This window comes from Aeromonas sp. R10-2, assembly GCF_040908445.1.
Classification (GTDB): Bacteria; Pseudomonadota; Gammaproteobacteria; order Enterobacterales; family Aeromonadaceae; genus Aeromonas; species Aeromonas veronii.
Map to the genome: position 1 here is coordinate 1 of NZ_JBFODS010000089.1, position 15357 is coordinate 15357.

Annotated in this window: 12 protein-coding genes; 7 read left to right on the plus strand and 5 right to left on the minus strand. The window is 60.6% G+C overall.

Features of this window, described 5'->3' with window-relative positions; genetic code table 11:
- Window positions 1-76: 76 nt before the first annotated feature.
- The 3 genes from AB5Y97_RS17665 to AB5Y97_RS17675 all read left to right on the plus strand — a co-directional run bounded on the left by AB5Y97_RS17665 (window position 77) and on the right by AB5Y97_RS17675 (window position 4349).
- Window positions 77-1638 (plus strand): IS3-like element ISAs20 family transposase gene (locus AB5Y97_RS17665; RefSeq protein ID WP_088813959.1). Its coding sequence is split into 2 segments (ribosomal slippage): window positions 77-539 and window positions 539-1638, totalling 1563 coding nucleotides; the frame shifts between segments, so codons are not numbered across the junction.
- 470 nt (window positions 1639-2108) lie between these two features.
- Complete coding sequence (locus AB5Y97_RS17670; protein ID WP_368158587.1) at window positions 2109-2873, plus strand: CphA family subclass B2 metallo-beta-lactamase; 765 nt, start codon at window positions 2109-2111, stop codon at window positions 2871-2873.
- Between the two features lie 204 nt (window positions 2874-3077).
- Entirely contained in the window at window positions 3078-4349 is a 1272-nt protein-coding gene (locus tag AB5Y97_RS17675) for a hypothetical protein (protein WP_368158589.1), read from the plus strand.
- Between the two features lie 83 nt (window positions 4350-4432).
- On the opposite strand, the gene AB5Y97_RS17680 is transcribed toward AB5Y97_RS17675, so the two are convergent.
- From AB5Y97_RS17680 to AB5Y97_RS17690, 3 genes are all read right to left on the minus strand, one after another.
- Complete coding sequence (locus AB5Y97_RS17680; protein ID WP_368158591.1) at window positions 4433-5683, minus strand: DEAD/DEAH box helicase; 1251 nt, start codon at window positions 5681-5683, stop codon at window positions 4433-4435.
- A 97-nt stretch (window positions 5684-5780) separates the two neighbouring features.
- Window positions 5781-7256 carry a GGDEF domain-containing protein gene (locus AB5Y97_RS17685; RefSeq protein ID WP_368158593.1) on the minus strand — a complete coding sequence of 492 codons (1476 nt, stop codon included), beginning with the start codon at window positions 7254-7256 and terminating at the stop codon, window positions 5781-5783.
- A 189-nt stretch (window positions 7257-7445) separates the two neighbouring features.
- A complete protein-coding gene (locus AB5Y97_RS17690) occupies window positions 7446-7910 on the minus strand; it encodes a hypothetical protein (RefSeq protein WP_335866741.1) in 465 nt (154 codons plus the stop codon).
- A gap of 198 nt (window positions 7911-8108) precedes the next feature.
- Between AB5Y97_RS17690 and AB5Y97_RS17695 the strand changes: the two genes are divergently transcribed.
- Together AB5Y97_RS17695 and AB5Y97_RS17700 are read left to right on the plus strand one after the other, a co-directional pair.
- Window positions 8109-9017, plus strand: coding sequence for an S-adenosyl-l-methionine hydroxide adenosyltransferase family protein (locus AB5Y97_RS17695; RefSeq protein WP_058053288.1), 909 nt, complete (start codon window positions 8109-8111; stop codon window positions 9015-9017).
- Between the two features lie 177 nt (window positions 9018-9194).
- Complete coding sequence (locus AB5Y97_RS17700) at window positions 9195-12233, plus strand: cytochrome c peroxidase (protein WP_368158596.1); 3039 nt, start codon at window positions 9195-9197, stop codon at window positions 12231-12233.
- A 71-nt stretch (window positions 12234-12304) separates the two neighbouring features.
- Here AB5Y97_RS17700 and AB5Y97_RS17705 read toward each other — a convergent pair whose 3' ends face one another.
- On the minus strand, window positions 12305-12865 hold the full coding sequence (locus AB5Y97_RS17705) for a carbonate dehydratase (RefSeq protein ID WP_005343397.1): 561 nt from the start codon (window positions 12863-12865) through the stop codon (window positions 12305-12307).
- A gap of 203 nt (window positions 12866-13068) precedes the next feature.
- On the opposite strand from AB5Y97_RS17705, the gene AB5Y97_RS17710 reads away from it, so the two are divergent.
- Together AB5Y97_RS17710 and AB5Y97_RS17715 are read left to right on the plus strand one after the other, a co-directional pair.
- Window positions 13069-13710: a ribonuclease gene (locus tag AB5Y97_RS17710; RefSeq protein ID WP_103252389.1), complete on the plus strand. Its 642-nt coding sequence runs from the start codon at window positions 13069-13071 to the stop codon at window positions 13708-13710.
- Window positions 13711-13841: 131 nt separating this feature from the next.
- Window positions 13842-14888 carry an NAD(P)H-dependent flavin oxidoreductase gene (locus tag AB5Y97_RS17715; RefSeq protein ID WP_368158598.1) on the plus strand — a complete coding sequence of 349 codons (1047 nt, stop codon included), beginning with the start codon at window positions 13842-13844 and terminating at the stop codon, window positions 14886-14888.
- A gap of 245 nt (window positions 14889-15133) precedes the next feature.
- On the opposite strand, the gene AB5Y97_RS17720 is transcribed toward AB5Y97_RS17715, so the two are convergent.
- The coding region (locus AB5Y97_RS17720; protein WP_368158601.1) for a hypothetical protein at window positions 15134-15357 on the minus strand (224 nt) is incomplete at its 5' end.

A 15357-nucleotide genomic window follows, 5' to 3' on the forward strand; every position in this document is an offset into this window, starting at 1 on the left:
CCCCCGGTGTCAGAATAGTTGTCGCCTAATCTGAATAATCTAAATGTGAAGACCGGGGGCGGATAAAGAGTGTCGAATGGCTCGTTATTCAAGTGAGCGCAAGGCTGCTTTGCTCAAGAAGCTGCTGCCGCCCATCAATATGTCGGTGGCCGAGTTGGCTCGGCAGGAAAACATCAGCGAGGTCACTCTGTATAATTGGCGCAAACACGCCAAAGACGGAGGGTCTCCTGTGCCCGGGGACAACAAACTGACCGATGAATGGCCCGCCGAGGCCAAGTTCGCCGTCGTGCTGGAAACCGCTGCGCTTTCCGAGATTGAACTCAGTGAGTACTGCCGCCGTAAGGGTCTCTATCCCGAGCAAGTCCAGCAATGGCGCCAAGCCTGTATTCTGGGCCAGCAATCCGCTCGTACCTTACAACAGGCGGAGAAGGCACAGGCCAAAGCGGACAAGAAGCGTATCCGGCAACTGGAGCAAGAGCTGCGGCGCAAAGACAAGGCCCTGGCCGAGGCAGCAGCTCTGCTGATATTGCAAAAAAAGCTCGATGCCTACTGGAGCAACGTCGACGAGGACAACTGACCTCGTTGCCAGAGCGGCAGCAATACGTTGCATGGTGGCGCGAAGCGCTTGAAGCTGGCGCCCGCAAGCATCCTGCGGCCGAGGTGTTGGGGCTGAGTCTGCGCACGCTCCAGCGCTGGTTGGCCGGGCCTGAGCTGAGTGCCGATAGGCGACCGGATGCGGTTCGTTCCATACCTGCTCATGCATTGAGCCCAGAGGAGCGGCAGGCCGTGCTGGACGTCTGCAATAGCCAGGAGTTCGCCTCGTTGCCGCCGAGTCAAATTGTGCCACGGCTGGCCGACCAGGGGCGCTACTTGGCCAGTGAGTCGAGCTTCTATCGCATCTTGCGGGCGGCTGACCAGCAGCACAGGCGTGGCCGGAGCCAGCCACCGCGCCATGTGCCGGTACCAACCAGCCATACCGCGACTGGGCCCAATCAAGTGTGGTCCTGGGATATCACCTACTTGCCGTCACTCGTGCGCGGCCAGTATTACTACCTCTATCTGATAGAGGACATCTACAGCCGCAAAGGGGTGGGCTGGGAAGTGCATGAGCAAGAGTGCGGTGAACGGGCGGCGGCGTTGCTGCAACGGAGCATCATCCGCGAGCAGTGCTGGAAGCAGCCGCTGGTCTTGCACTCGGACAACGGCGCGCCAATGAAGTCAGTCACGCTGCTGACCAAGATGCATGACCTGGGTGTCACGCCCTCGCGGGGACGGCCTCGGGTCAGCAACGATAATCCGTACTCGGAGTCATTGTTCAGGACGCTGAAGTACTGTCCGCAGTGGCCATCAGACGGCTTTGCCAGTCTGGAAGCGGCCAGGGAGTGGGTGCGCGACTTTATGGCCTGGTATAACGAAGAGCACCGGCATAGCCGTATCCGCTTCGTCACACCCAACGAGCGGCATCGGGGTGACGATAAAGCCCTGCTGGCGAAACGGGATGCTGTGTACCAGGCCGCCCGAGCACAACACCCAGCGAGGTGGAGTGGCAAGACGCGAGACTGGACACCTATCGGTGCCGTGATGCTAAATCCGGAGCGGCCCGAGAAACCCGAGCCGGAGCAAAAAGAGGCTGCTTAAAACAGCTTTGCGCGACAACTATCTTGAAAAACGCCGGTAAACGGACGATTACGCTGCACTAATCGACCCTATATAATGGGACTTATTGTTACCTCCCCCTCATCCCCAGCCCTTCTCCCGCAAGGGGAGAAGGGGGCAAAACGGTTCAGCTGACAGTGCTTTACGTGCGAGGTACGGGTGGGGATGGGAGTTTGGAATTGGCATGGGCCATCCCCTCTCCCCCGGGAGAGGGTTAGGGTGAGGGGCCGCTATCTGTGTTGCAGGTTCGAATGGCGCAGCGTATTCGGACGTTCACGAACAGGAGGTCGCTGCTGATTTCTCCGTACTTTCCCCTGACTTCCCCCAGACTTCACCTTCTCTTCACACAACCTCATTTTCCCCTCACAAATCCCCCGTATCTTCTGCCCACTGCTTAAAAGGCCCGGCTTGCCACAGGGGTGGCGAGGGGGCGGTTGGTTCGAGGGAGCAAGATGATGAAAAGTTGGATAAAGTGCGGGTTGGCCGGGGCCGTGGTGCTGATGGCGAGTTTCTGGGGTGGCAGCGTGCGGGCGGCGGGGATCGAACTCAAGCAGGTGAGCGGCCCTGTCTACGTGGTCGAAGATAACTACTACGTAAAGGAAAACTCCATGGTCTATTTCGGGGCCAAGGGGGTGACGGTGGTGGGGGCGACCTGGACACCGGATACCGCCCGTGAGCTGCACAAGCTGATAAAAAGAGTCAGCAGCAAGCCGGTGCTGGAGGTGATCAACACCAACTATCACACCGATCGGGCTGGCGGTAACGCTTACTGGAAGTCCATCGGGGCCAAGGTGGTGGCGACCCGTCAGACCCGGGATCTGATGAAGAGCGATTGGGCCGAGATTGTCGCCTTTACCCGCAAGGGGCTGCCGGAGTACCCGGATCTGCCGCTGGTGCTGCCGAACGTGGTGCACGATGGCGACTTCACACTGCAAGAGGGCAAGGTGCGCGCCTTCTACGTGGGCCCGGCCCACACGCCGGACGGCATCTTTGTCTACTTCCCCGACCAGCAGGTGCTCTATGGCAACTGCATCCTCAAGGAGAAGCTGGGCAACCTGAGCTTTGCCAATGTGAAGGCCTATCCGCAGACCATCGAGCGGCTCAAAGCGATGAAGCTGCCGATCAAGACGGTGATCGGCGGTCACGACTCACCGCTGCACGGCCCCGAGCTGATTGATCACTATGAAGCGCTGATCAAGGCGGCGCCGCAGTCATAGCGGCTGCGCGACTGACAGCCTGCAAGCCTTACCATTGCTGCACTCTGCGGCCATAACGGCCCACTACAAAAGGCCCGCTTTCAGGAAATAAGCGGGCGTTTTGCTTTTATGGCTGTTGGTGCGCCGAGATTAAGGCTGTTCAAGGGAGGGAGGCTTTCATAAGATGGCCTTCTCTCTTTTCCCTGAAAGTTATCCATTTTCGTTATGCAATACGCCTCTCTTGCGCGCCTCAAGCAGGCCTTTATCACCGGGATGTGGGCCTCGCTGGTCAGCATCGTTATCGGCTTCGCCTTCAAGGTGTGGCTGGCGCAGTGGGTCGCCAAGGGGGAGCTGGCGCTGTTCAACAGCGTGGTGGATTTGATCTCCCTCTCCTTTATCTTGATGACCGGTTTTCGCTCCTCCATGGTGGTGAGCTACTCCCAGACCAAGAACGATCGGGACATCATCAATATCTTTTGCTACTTCCTCATCGGCATCGTGCTGCTCACCTGGGGAGCGGTGATCCCCTATATCAAGCACGGGCTCCATATCCGGGTGGAGTATCTGCAACTGGTGGGGGTGATCTTCGGGCTGGGGCTCAAGGTCTACTTCACCAATCTGGTGGCCATGTACCGGATGTATGAACTCTCCAACCGGGTCACCTGGCTGGAGCCGCTGGCCAACGGCCTGCTGTTTATGGCCTGCTATTTCGGGCTGGGGATGGATGCGCTCGCTTCGCTTTTCTACGGGCTGACCTTCTCGTCGCTCGCCATCGCCGGTTATATGTATGTCTCGCGGCGCCGGGCCATCGCCACCAGGCCGCTCGCCAAGGTGGCGCTCGGCCCCGAGATGGTGAGCTATGTGAAGAAGAGCTTTACCGCCTCGCTGGAGGCGGGGGCCAGTATCTTGATGATCTATATCACTGTGCTGCTCACCATTCGCCACTTCAGCATCGACGAACTGGGGGATTTTCAGGTGGTGGTGCGCCCCATCTTCACCTATATGACCACCCTGTTTGTCTTCCCCATCTACCGCTTCGTGCTGCCGGAGCTGGCGGTCAATCTGCGCAATGGCGATCACCATCAGATAAGGCTGATCCGCCGCTGGATCTTCCGCCTCTCCGCCATCGTCAGTCTGGCCTTCTTTGGTTTGATGCTGCTGGCGGGCAAGCCGCTGGTGTTGCTGTTCTTCCCCGCCGACTACGTGGGGGCAGTGCCCGTGCTGTTCCACTTCTCCATCTTCTTCATTTTTATGATGCTCAACGGCTATCAGCTCGCCTATATCAAGGCTCACGGCCACTTTACCCAGAGTTTGCTGATCCGGCTGGCGGGCATAGTGGCGCTGGTCGCCGCCTACTATCTGGTGGCCGAGTTCACCGCCAACGTGGTGGCGATTATCGTGGCGCAGGGGCTCGGTTATCTGGTGATGTTTATCCTCTCGACCCTGGCGGAGCGGCAGATCTTGCGATCCCTGCCACTGGTGCTGGCGACCCGCTAGGGTGCTACTCGCCAAGAGCTGGCCCCTGTCAGATAACAAAAAACGCCCATGCGGGCGTTTTTTGTGGGTGGGGTGGCGGCAGCTTAACGCTTGCCCTTGCCACCCTTGTTGCCAGCGAGCGCCTGCTTTCTGGCGCGTTGCTTCTGGGCCGCCTTGCTGTTGCGGCGTGGCTCGGGCTCGAAGCGGGTCAGATCCGGTTCAAAGCCCGGGAACCACTGCTGGGGCAAGCGGGTGTCGAGTACCGCTTCCACCTTCTCCAGCAGCGGCGCATCTTCCGGGCTGAACAATGTGATGGCCAGCCCCTTGTTGCCGGCACGGCCGGTGCGACCGATGCGGTGGACGTAATCCTCGGCCACAAACGGGAATTCGAGATTAATCACATAGTTGAGGTCGCTGATATCGAGGCCGCGAGCCGCCACGTCGGTGGCTACCAGCGCTTGCAGGGTGCCGGCGCGAAACTCCAGCAGCACTTTTTCCCGCGCGCTCTGCGACAGATCGCCGTGGAAGGCGAGGGCATTGATGCCCGCCTTGCCGAGCTGCTGGGCCAGCTTGTCCGCCCCTTGGCGGGTGCGGCTGAAGATAAGCGCCGGTGCCCACCCTTTCACTTTGAGCATGTGTTCGACCAGCGCCAGCTTGCGATCGCTGTCCACCGTATAAACCCGCTGCTCCACCTCGGCCGCCGTGGTGTTGCGCGGTGCCACTTCAATCAGCTCGGGGTCACGCAGCAGCACCTTGCAGAGGGCAAACAGGTTGTCGTCGCAGGTGGCGGAGAAGAGCAGGGTCTGGCGATCCGTCGGGATCTGTTTGAGCAGCGCCTTGATCTCGTCCATAAAGCCCATGTCGAGCATTCGATCCGCCTCGTCAAACACCAGATGGCGGAGGTGCTCAAGGCTCAATGCCCCCTGACGCAGATGGTCGAGCAGCCGGCCCGGGGTGGCGATCAGGATATCAACGCCCTGTTTCAGCGCTTCCACCTGCGCCGCGATACTCACCCCGCCGTAGACCAGGGTACTGGTGAGACCGCTGCCTTGCCCGTAGCGCGCCACGCTCTCGGCGACCTGCACCGCCAGCTCGCGGGTCGGCACCAGCACCAGCGCGCGGATCGGGCGTTGGGACTCCATTTGCGGCTGCGCCAGCAACTGCTCCAGCAGCGGCAGCACAAAGGCGGCGGTTTTGCCGGTGCCGGTCTGGGCGCCCGCCATCAGATCCCGCCCCGCCAGAATGACCGGAATGGCGCGAGCCTGAATGGGGGTCGGTACGGCATAGCCGAGCTCGGTCAGGGTCTGCTGCAAGCGGGGGGAGAGGGCCAGTTCGGCAAAGGAGGCTGTGGACATAGGGGCACCAGTCGGGGTTATCGCGGCCAGCGGCCACGATGCAGTGAGTGATCGTGGCCGCGATGGTAACAGAAGCAGGGGGAGGGGCAGAAGGCGGCTATGCCTCTGCGTCGTCCGGCAACGGGCGGATCAGCCGGATCTTTTTGCCCTCGTAGCAGGCGATGTTGTGTTTGCCGTGCTGTTTGACGTGGTAGAGCAGCTCATCGGCCAGATGCACCGCCTCGGTGACGGTGAGGTAGTCACGAATGCGGATCACCCCGGCGGAGAAGGTGATGGGGGTGGGCAGCTCGGGGATCCCCAATGGTCGATCCAGCAGGCGACCAGCTGAGTGGATCATCATCTCGTCATCCTCCATCCCCTTGAACAGCACGATAAACTCCTCGCCGCCCCAGCGGATGGCGCTGTCCACCTTGCGGATATTGCTTCTGAGATGGCGGGCAAAGGCGACCAGTGCCAGATCACCGACGCCATGGCCATAGGTGTCGTTGATCGACTTGAAGTTGTCGATATCGAGGATCATCAGGTAGTCGTGCTCATGGAGCAGGCTCTGGCAGAGCACATCCCGGCGTGGCAGCAGGGTCAGGTGGTCGGTGTGCGCCAGGGTGCGCAGCCGCAGGTAGATCTGCTTCCAGGCCACCATGCCCAGCAACAGCACGATGAGATAGACCTTGAAGGCCGCACTTTGCAGGGCCAGCTTGACGAAATCGAACCAGCTGTAGGACCACTTCAGATAGAGATCATCCCCCGCCTTGGTGCGCATAAAGGGTTTGCTCAGGCAGAGATGCCTCGGGCTGCAGGGCTCGGCGGCTTCAAACGATATGTTGGTGCGGGTCGGGTTGATGGTATCGAAGGGGCGCAACACATCGTTAAATGCTTCATCGACGGCGATATCGATACCGAGCAGCCCGTATTTGTAACCGCCGCGCCCCGACTGATGAATGAAGGGGAAGCTCATCACTATGGTTTTGCGCATGCTGAAGCTGTCGATACGGATATCGGAGACAAAGGCCTCATCGGCGCTGCAGAAAGGGCGGCCGGGTGCAAAGCTGGCGCAACCGAAGTAGTGATACCAGGCGGGCAGTGTCATCAGATCCACCTTGATCGGCGCCAGTCTGGCGGGCAGCAGCTTGTTGTCGGCCACCATGCCGATCAGCCGGTAGTCGTTCCAGATGGTGTAGATGTTGATCACTTCCGGATAGGAGAGGGCATAGCGGAAGGTGTTGAGGATATTGGCGGCCGGGTATTGCAGCGGCACATCGGCAAAGCGGTGCTTGCTTCTCAGGTCGTAGCCATAGAGGTAGTTGGTGTTCGACTCGTTGCGAACGAGGTGGGCGGGAGTCTCCAGCGACCGCTGGTAGGCGAGATAGCTGGTGATGTTCTCCACCTCGAGGATCTTGGCCCGCTGGTAGAACACGTCGAACACGTTCTTCTGCTTGGCGGTGATGAGGTTCATGTCGTGGCGCAGGCTCTGATAGGTGTAATAGAACACGCAGCCCAATCCGGTCAGTATTAGCAGGGTTACCCCCAGCAGCGTCAGTTTGGGGTGTTCGATTCTAACCTTATGCCAAGCCATGGCGAGGGGCGCCTCCAGAGTGAAAAGGGTGTGATATTGCTGGCAGGTCGCCAGATTAGCTGGAGTATACGTCAAAGCAAGTCCGGAAGAGTCCGCCGCTGCCGTTCATCGCCGACAGCGGGTCGCCAGCGGCAATGGGCGGACAGTTGCTCCCGAGGGGGATACGCTGGTGAGTGGCGGCGCAGTCAGCTATTCGACGATCAGCACGCTTTCGCTCGCCAGATGGTGCAGCCACTCCCTGACAATCAGCAATACGGCGGCAACGTGCTCGTCGCGGGGCAGCAAGCTGGCGGCGAGGGGATCTCCTTCCGCCATGGCGGCGAGCTGGCCAAAGGCCTGCTCCACCAGATCCCGGTCGAGCTGGTTATCCCCCAGCACTTCGGCCAGTGACGGCTGGCTGCGCAGGGTCAGCTGCAAGCCGGGCGGGATCTGCGGGGCGATGCGCATCAGCTCATCTTCCACCACCATGATGGCCTGTTCCAGTTCGAGCGGGGTGGGCGGCGCATGGCGAAACGGCCCGGGCTGGATGGCGTGGGTGCCAAAGGCCAGCGGGTAGTGTGACGGGGCCCCATCTGGCTGGCTCAGCCAGACCTGACTGCTCTGTTCACCAATCTCCAGCAGCAGGGTCATCATCTCGGGTACGGGTTGTGTCATGGTGCCGGGCTCCTGTATTGTAAACGTTTTCCCATTCTGCCTTTGATACCCCCGCTGTCGCCGTTTGGCGAGCACAATTTCTGCGAGTCGCCCCTCACTTTGGCGCAAACCCCTTGCAAAAAAATCTATTAGTGGCAGTCTGGATGTCTAAATGGCTGTTGCCGTTTCGTTATCCTCAGATGATTCAGGAGTTCAGATATGGATATTCGCACCGCTCCCCGCGCCATCGCGCTCGCTCTCATGCTGGCCAGCGGCATCGCCGCCGCCAACGAAGCGCTGGTGATCCAGACCGATTTCGGCCTCAAAGATGGCGCCGTATCGGCCATGAAAGGGGTCGCCTTCGGGGTGGATCGCACCCTGCCGCTCTATGATCTGACCCACGAGATCCCGGCCTACAACATCTGGGAAGCCTCCTACCGCCTCTACCAGACCCTGCAGTATTGGCCCAAGGGCACCGTGTTTGTCAGCGTGGTGGATCCCGGCGTGGGCACCGATCGCCACTCTGTGGTCCTCAAGACCAAGAGCGGCCACTACATCGTCACCCCGGATAACGGCACCCTGACTCTGGTGGCCGAGCATTTCGGCATCGAGGCGGTGCGCCAGATCGACGAGAAGCGCAATCGCCTCAAGGGCTCCGAGAAGTCCTACACCTTCCACGGCCGCGATGTGTACGCCTACACCGGTGCACGGCTCGCCTCCGGCGCCATCAGTTATGAGCAGGTCGGCCCGCTGCTGCCCGCCGAGGTAGTGAAGATCCCCTATCAGCCTGCGGTCGCCGAGAAAGATGGCACCCTCAAGGGCACCATCCCGATCCTTGATGTGCAGTACGGCAACGTCTGGACCAATATCGACGATGCGCTGCTGACCAAGGCGGGGATCAACAAGGGAGATAACGCCTGCATCAAGATCAGCGAAGGGGATGCGGTCAAATATGACGGCAAGGCACCTTACGTCAGCAGCTTCGGCGACGTGCCGGAAGGGCAGCCGCTGGTCTACCTCAACAGCCTGCTGCAGGTGTCGGTGGCGCTGAACATGGACAGCTTCGCCGCCAAGCATCAGGTGCAATCCGGCGCCAACTGGCATATCAGCCTGAAGAAGTGCTCCTGAAGATAGTCGGGCTTTCGACAAGCGGGTTTGAAGCAAGCGAGGGCAGCCAAAGAGGCTGCCCTCTCTCATTGGCTGATAAGGAGTTGTTGTCAAAAAGCATATTAACTGAATGCAATTGATAATGATTGGTATTTGGCTGGATAATCGCGCACTTGTCTGACCACATAACCATAACGAATGAAAACCAGCCTTTTACTGCTCAGCCTGTTGGCTCTGACCGCATGCAATGACAATCACAGCAATACGTCGGTGGCCCCCTCGCCTGAGGTGACCCCGCCAGTCGTCAAGCCGACCGAACCGCCCATCACGCCACCCATAGTACCGACAGCGACTCATACCCGGGTGCCCCTGACCATAGAGGTCAATGTGGCCGATCGGCTGGGGGCGGGGGCACAGCTCGAGGCGAAACAGGTCGCCACCGGGATCCGCGTGCAACAGGCCATCGAACCGGGCCAGCCTGTCAGCATCACCTTGCCAGCGGGTCTGCAACTGGATCAGCCGCTGGAGCTGCTTGGCAGCGACGAGGGCTATCTACTGCGTGCGGTATCGGTGCGGGTGGCGGATCTCTCGGCTGGGATCACTCTGGCGCGCCGCAACAGCGTGCCGCGGCTGGGGTTGAACGAGGAGGAGACAGCGCTCTTCCTGCTGGCGGATCAGAGCGGGGATGGTTCCCTCAGTCAGGCCGAGTGGGGCAGGGCAGAGGAGATCCGCGTGCAGCAACAGGCGGTCATTGAGGATTACGCAGCCTTCCTGCTGGCCCAGCGCCAGCCGGGTGCCGTGCTCGACTATGCCGATAGCTGGCAGATGCTGCTGGCCCTGCGCGATGACAAGCAGGCGCGTAGCTGGTATCAGCGCAGCAACAGCGTCCAGATCCAGTCCGCTCGCACCCAGCTCTATCCCGCCAATCCCAGCCAGCCGGACGAGCCGGAGACGGCGGATCTGCTGCGTCTCGATGAGCAGGGCCAGCTGGTGGCACGCGGTCCCTGGCAGTGCCTGCACGATGTGCGCACAGTCAGCGGGGTCAAGGGCAGCCAGTACTGGCTTTATGGCAGTGACTCCAGTGTGTTGACGGTTGCCAGCCAACCACAACTGGCGGCGGTGCCGAGCGGTTGTGGCCGCAGCGACTGGCGCCTGCCGACCCTCACCGAGTTCGAGCGGCTGCTGAGCAGTGACCAGTCGGCATGGCGCTACCCCAATACCTTTGCCGTCACCCTGCCTGCCCAGCTCTGGCTGCAGGATGGTGCGGGTCAGCCCCGTCTCTATCAGCTGGCGACCCGAACCTGGCTGGATGAGGGAGAGGGCAGTTTGCTCTGGTATGCGCTGGCACCCTATCCGGTGCGACCCTCCGTGGTACGCGACAGCAGTAAGCCGGACATGGCGGTTCTGCGCGCCCAATACAGCGGCGCGTCAGCCCAATGGCCTGCCGCCCGGGTGGATGAAGGGGTGGAATGGCAGGAGCTGGGGCCGCTGCCGGCGGTGCCTTTCCCGGCCGACAACCCCTATAGCCGGGCCAAGGTGGTGCTGGGTCAGCAGCTCTTTTTCGACAAGCAGCTCTCCAAGGGACGGGACATCAGCTGTGCCAGTTGCCACGATCCGCAAAAGGGGTGGAGCGACGGCCTGAGCGTATCGGTCGGTCATCTGGGCCAGAAGGGGAATCGCAACGCCCCCTCCATCCTCAACAGCGCCTTCAGCTCTACCCAGTTCTGGGACGGGCGGGTCGCCACGCTGGAGGAGCAGTCGCTTCACCCGATCCAGAACCCCATCGAAATGGCGCTGAGCCATGACGAGCTGCTGGCCCGTTTGCAGGCCAGCCCCGAATATCAGGCTGCTTTTGCCACCGCCTTTGGCGATCAGGGGATCACGCTGGAGCGGATCGCCAAGGCGATCGCCACTTTCGAGCGCACCATCATCAGCCGCGACAGCGATTTTGAGCGCTTCGTCAAAGGGGATAGTCAGGCGCTCAGTGACAAGGCGCTGTGGGGGATGCACCTCTACCGCACCGATGGCCGCTGCATGAACTGCCACTCGGGCCCGCTGCTGAGTCAACACGGGTTCGAGAGTGTGGGGCTCACCTATTACGGTCGCGGCAAGCTGGAAGATCGCGGGCGCTTCCTGCAGACCCGCAACAAGGCGGACATCGGCCGCTTCAAGACCCCCAGTCTGCGGGACGTCGCCTTTACCGGCCCCTATATGCACAACGGTATCTTCCCGATCCTGGCCCAGCGTATCGGTGGTTCGGTGCAGGGGGTGGTGGCCATGTACAACTTTGGCGTGACCAAGTGGAGCAGCGGGGTCGGCTTCCCGACCGGTGCGGATCAATACGATCCCTTCTTCCCCAAGGCCTCCGATCACCTGCATGCTCTTGGCCTTAGCAACGACGAGCTCGATGCCATCGGCGAGTTTTTGCGCAGCGCCTCGGCCGAGCCGCGCCGCACCCCAGCCACGGTTGCCGAGCTGGGGGTGAGTGAGGCGGATGACCCGACTCCGGTGGGAGCGGTGATCACCGGATTGGCTGTGCTGCCTGCCCAGCCTCAGCTGGAAGTGGGGCGGACGCTTCCTCTCCAACTGCAGTGGCAACTGAGCGATGGCTCTCTCGGCCCGCTCGATGCGCCTGTTGAGTGGCGCAGCGAACAGCCGGAGTTCGCCACCGTGAGTCCGCAGGGCGAGGTACGCGGTGTGGCGGTCGGTACGGCACGACTGGTGGCGACCACGGCTCGTCACACGTTGACCGTGATGGTGCAGGTGGTGGATGCCCAGCCCGATTTTGCCCGGGGCTGTCGTCAACCCGAGCTGGTGGCGGGCAAGCTGGCCTTTGTCTGCCAGCTGACCAGGGACGAGGCGGAGCGTCTGTCCATCTCCTATGACGGTGTGAGCAGTGACAGCGATGGCGACTACAACCCCTTCCCGCTGGAGTATGTGACCATGGGTCAGGCACGGGCGCGGGATTACTGCCAGCAGCTGGTGGCACGCGGTCATGATGATTGGCGTCTGCCGACCCGGGCCGAGCTGGAGGCGCTGTTTGCTGTCTACAATAAGGATGGCGCGACGGATCAGTTGCTTCAGCAGCAGGGGTGGCCGCTCTACAACCGCTACTGGAGTAGCGATGCGACTGCCAATGATGATGGTGAGCTGCCGCTGCTCGACCTGAGCACTGGTGATCCGCTGTGGGATCTGGCGGATGAGGCTCATGCCGCCACCTGCGTCAGGGCCATCTAGCCTTCATAGATAGTCAGATGAAAAACGGGCGCCTCGGCGCCCGTTTTGTTCTCTGGTAATAAAGAAAGGGCTCAGAACTCGTTGGAGAGCGCCTTGTACCCTTTGACAAGATCGATATTGGTGTGGGCCACGTCTTCGGAGAACTCGGCGGCATCGACCGAAACCCGAGGGATATGGGTCAGATCGCTCTGCTGGTTGATGCGGGTGGTGGAGGGGACGTAGAACTCCGGCGGCAGATCGCAGCCATCGATCACCGAGTTGTGTCGCACCACGGCACCATCGCCGATATGGCAGTTGAACAGCACGCTGTTGAAACCGATAAAGACCCGGTTCCCCACTTCGCATGGCCCGTGGACGATGGAGCGGTGGGCGATGGAGGTGTACTCGCCGATGGTGACGGCGGCGCCGGATTTGGAGTGGATCACCACGCCATCCTGAATATTGGAGTTGGCGCCGATGACGATGGGTTCCATCTCGCCGTTGGCATCCACTTCGTCGGCGCGGATCACTGCATAGGGGCCGACAAAAACATTCTCTTTGATGATCACCTTGCCGCAGATGATGGCGGTCTTGTCGATATAGGCGGATTCGTCGATGACAGGCAGATGGCCGGAGGGATTCTTGCGGATCATGTTACATCCTGTGGTTGCCAAGAGGGATTATCTAGTGGTGGACGAGGAGCCTACCGGTCGGTCAGCTTACCCCTGCTCGCCCTCTGGTGAAACCCCTGACTGGTCTGACCCTTGTCGCGCGGCGTCTCAGCATGGCTGTTTCCGGTCGCCAGAATATGGGAGCATGGCTGTTATCCCGAGTCGCGTTAGATGGACATATAAAGATGAAGAAGATGATTGCCCTGTTGGCGGGTGGTTTATTGCTCTCCTCGGCCGTGCAGGCCAAAGGGGAGGCGGGGGCGTTTGACTATTACGCCATGGCGCTCTCCTGGTCGCCCGAGCATTGTGCCGTCAAACCGGCGGATCGGGACCAGTGTTCCCGTAAGCTGGGCTTTGTGCTGCACGGTCTCTGGCCTCAGTACGATCGCGGTTACCCCAGCAACTGCACCCGCGAACGGCTCAATCCCGATATGGAGAGCGAGTTTGCTGACCTCTACCCCAGCCGTTTCCTCTATCGCCATGAGTGGGAGAAGCACGGCACCTGCTCCGGCCTGAGCCAGCAGGCCTTCCATAAGCTGGCGAGTGATTTGCGCCAGAAGGTGAAGATCCCGGCGGCTTATCAATCCCCGGAAGAGCCGCTGCGCAAAACCAGCTTCCAGCTCAAGGCCGATCTGGCGAGCGCCAACGAGTGGCTGGTCCCCGACAACATCACGGTGGCTTGCGCCGATGGTGGCCGCTTCCTGCGGGAGGTCTATATCTGCGTCAATAAAGAGGGGACAGATGCGGTCACCTGCTCCGCCGAGATGCAAAAGCGCGAGCGCCGCTCCTGCGGTCAGCCGGACTTCCTGCTGCGCAGCGTGCGTTAAGCCTCCACTCTCTTCATCGGGCCCCTTGTGGGCCTGATGTGTAACCATAGCTATCGGAAAGGAGTCTGACAGATGGATGGCAACAACCGGTTTGGCCCGCAAGAGCGGGCAATGCTGCTCGGGGTGAACGGATGAGCCTGTTTGCCGAGCTGGGAATGCGTTATCCCATTATTCAGGCGCCGATGGCCGGTGTGCAGGGTAGCGAGCTGGCGCTGGCCGTGACCCGTGCGGGCGGCTTGGGCTCCTTGCCTGCCGCTATGCTCACATCAGCGGAGCTGCGCAGCGAGCTGGAGCGACTTGCCCAAAGTGGCCTTGGGCCATTTAACATCAACTTCTTCTGCCATCAGCAACGGGAACCTGATCCCGTTGCACTGGCCCGCTGGCAGCAGCGGCTTGCTCCCTACTACGCCGAGTTCGGCACACTTCCCCCAACCGTTACGACGGCGCCAAGCCGTGCACCTTTCAATGAGGATCATGCCGCCATGGTGGCTGAGTTCAGACCGGCGGTGGTCAGCTTCCACTTCGGCCTGCCCGCTCCCGAGCTGCTTGCTCAAGTGAAGGCTGCGGGGGCCAAGGTCTTGGCCAGCGCCACCACGGTGGCGGAGGCTGTATGGCTCGCTCAATACGGCGCCGATGCCATCATCGCTCAGGGATTGGAGGCGGGCGGTCATCGCGGTCATTTCCTCTCCGATGATCTCGCCTTGCAGCAGAGCACCTTGACCCTGCTGGCACAAATCCTCGCGGTGACCGATCTGCCGGTGATTGCCGCTGGCGGTATCGTCGATGGCAAGGGGATCGCCAACGCGTTGGCAATGGGGGCGAGCGCCGTGCAGATGGGGACCGCCTTTCTCTGTTGCCATGAAGCGACCACCTCGGCGTTGCATCGCGTCGCCATCCATTCACCAGAGGGCCAGCAGACGGCACTGACCAATCTGTTCAGTGGCCGTCCGGCGCGGGGGATCGTCAACCGTCTTATGAAAGAGCTGGGCCCGCTCTCGGATCTTGCCCCTCACTTCCCCTATGCCAGTGGCGCACTGGCACCGCTGCGCGTCGCCGCCGAGAAGGCGGGGGACAGTGGCTTCTCTCCGCTCTGGGCTGGCCAGAATGTATCGGGCTGCCGGGATCTTCCCGCTGGCGAGTTGATAGCGTGCTGGGTCAAAGAGGCTGGATTGGGATAAGCACTGCTATATACGCCTCTTTATATAGAAGCGGCCGTTGGTGCAGTGCGTCGGACGCGACGGTGCTGCGATGATGGATGAGTGCCTGTCCCCTTGTGAGGCGCTTATCCGGAGACAAAACCCCGCATTTCACCCACTCCTGTGGATAAGTCTGTATAAAGACTGTGTGTTGATATGAATAACTAATAAATTGCACTTTTTTGCAATTTTATTGCGGTAAAGCCTTGCCAATGTGAGCTGGATCTCTATAATGCGCCTCCATCGACAGGGCAAGCGGCAACGCAAACAACCTCGTCGATAACCTCGAAAACCCTTTGAAAATAAGGCTTGACTCGAGAAGGCGGTTGAGTAGAATTCCACTCCCGCAGCAACACACTGTTGCGTCGCTCTTTAACAATTTGAATCAAGCAATCTGTGTGGGCACTCACAGCATCGAACATCAAAAACAATTTTTGATTTTCAATGTCTG

Coding starts and splice junctions, on each gene's coding strand:
- AB5Y97_RS17670 (WP_368158587.1), top strand. CDS start 2,109: ATGATGAAAAGTTGGATAAAGTGCGGGTTGGCCGGGGCCGTGGTGCTG.
- AB5Y97_RS17675 (WP_368158589.1), top strand. CDS start 3,078: ATGCAATACGCCTCTCTTGCGCGCCTCAAGCAGGCCTTTATCACCGGG.
- AB5Y97_RS17680 (WP_368158591.1), bottom strand. CDS start 5,683: ATGTCCACAGCCTCCTTTGCCGAACTGGCCCTCTCCCCCCGCTTGCAG.
- AB5Y97_RS17685 (WP_368158593.1), bottom strand. CDS start 7,256: ATGGCTTGGCATAAGGTTAGAATCGAACACCCCAAACTGACGCTGCTG.
- AB5Y97_RS17690 (WP_335866741.1), bottom strand. CDS start 7,910: ATGACACAACCCGTACCCGAGATGATGACCCTGCTGCTGGAGATTGGT.
- AB5Y97_RS17695 (WP_058053288.1), top strand. CDS start 8,109: ATGGATATTCGCACCGCTCCCCGCGCCATCGCGCTCGCTCTCATGCTG.
- AB5Y97_RS17700 (WP_368158596.1), top strand. CDS start 9,195: ATGAAAACCAGCCTTTTACTGCTCAGCCTGTTGGCTCTGACCGCATGC.
- AB5Y97_RS17705 (WP_005343397.1), bottom strand. CDS start 12,865: ATGATCCGCAAGAATCCCTCCGGCCATCTGCCTGTCATCGACGAATCC.
- AB5Y97_RS17710 (WP_103252389.1), top strand. CDS start 13,069: ATGAAGAAGATGATTGCCCTGTTGGCGGGTGGTTTATTGCTCTCCTCG.
- AB5Y97_RS17715 (WP_368158598.1), top strand. CDS start 13,842: ATGAGCCTGTTTGCCGAGCTGGGAATGCGTTATCCCATTATTCAGGCG.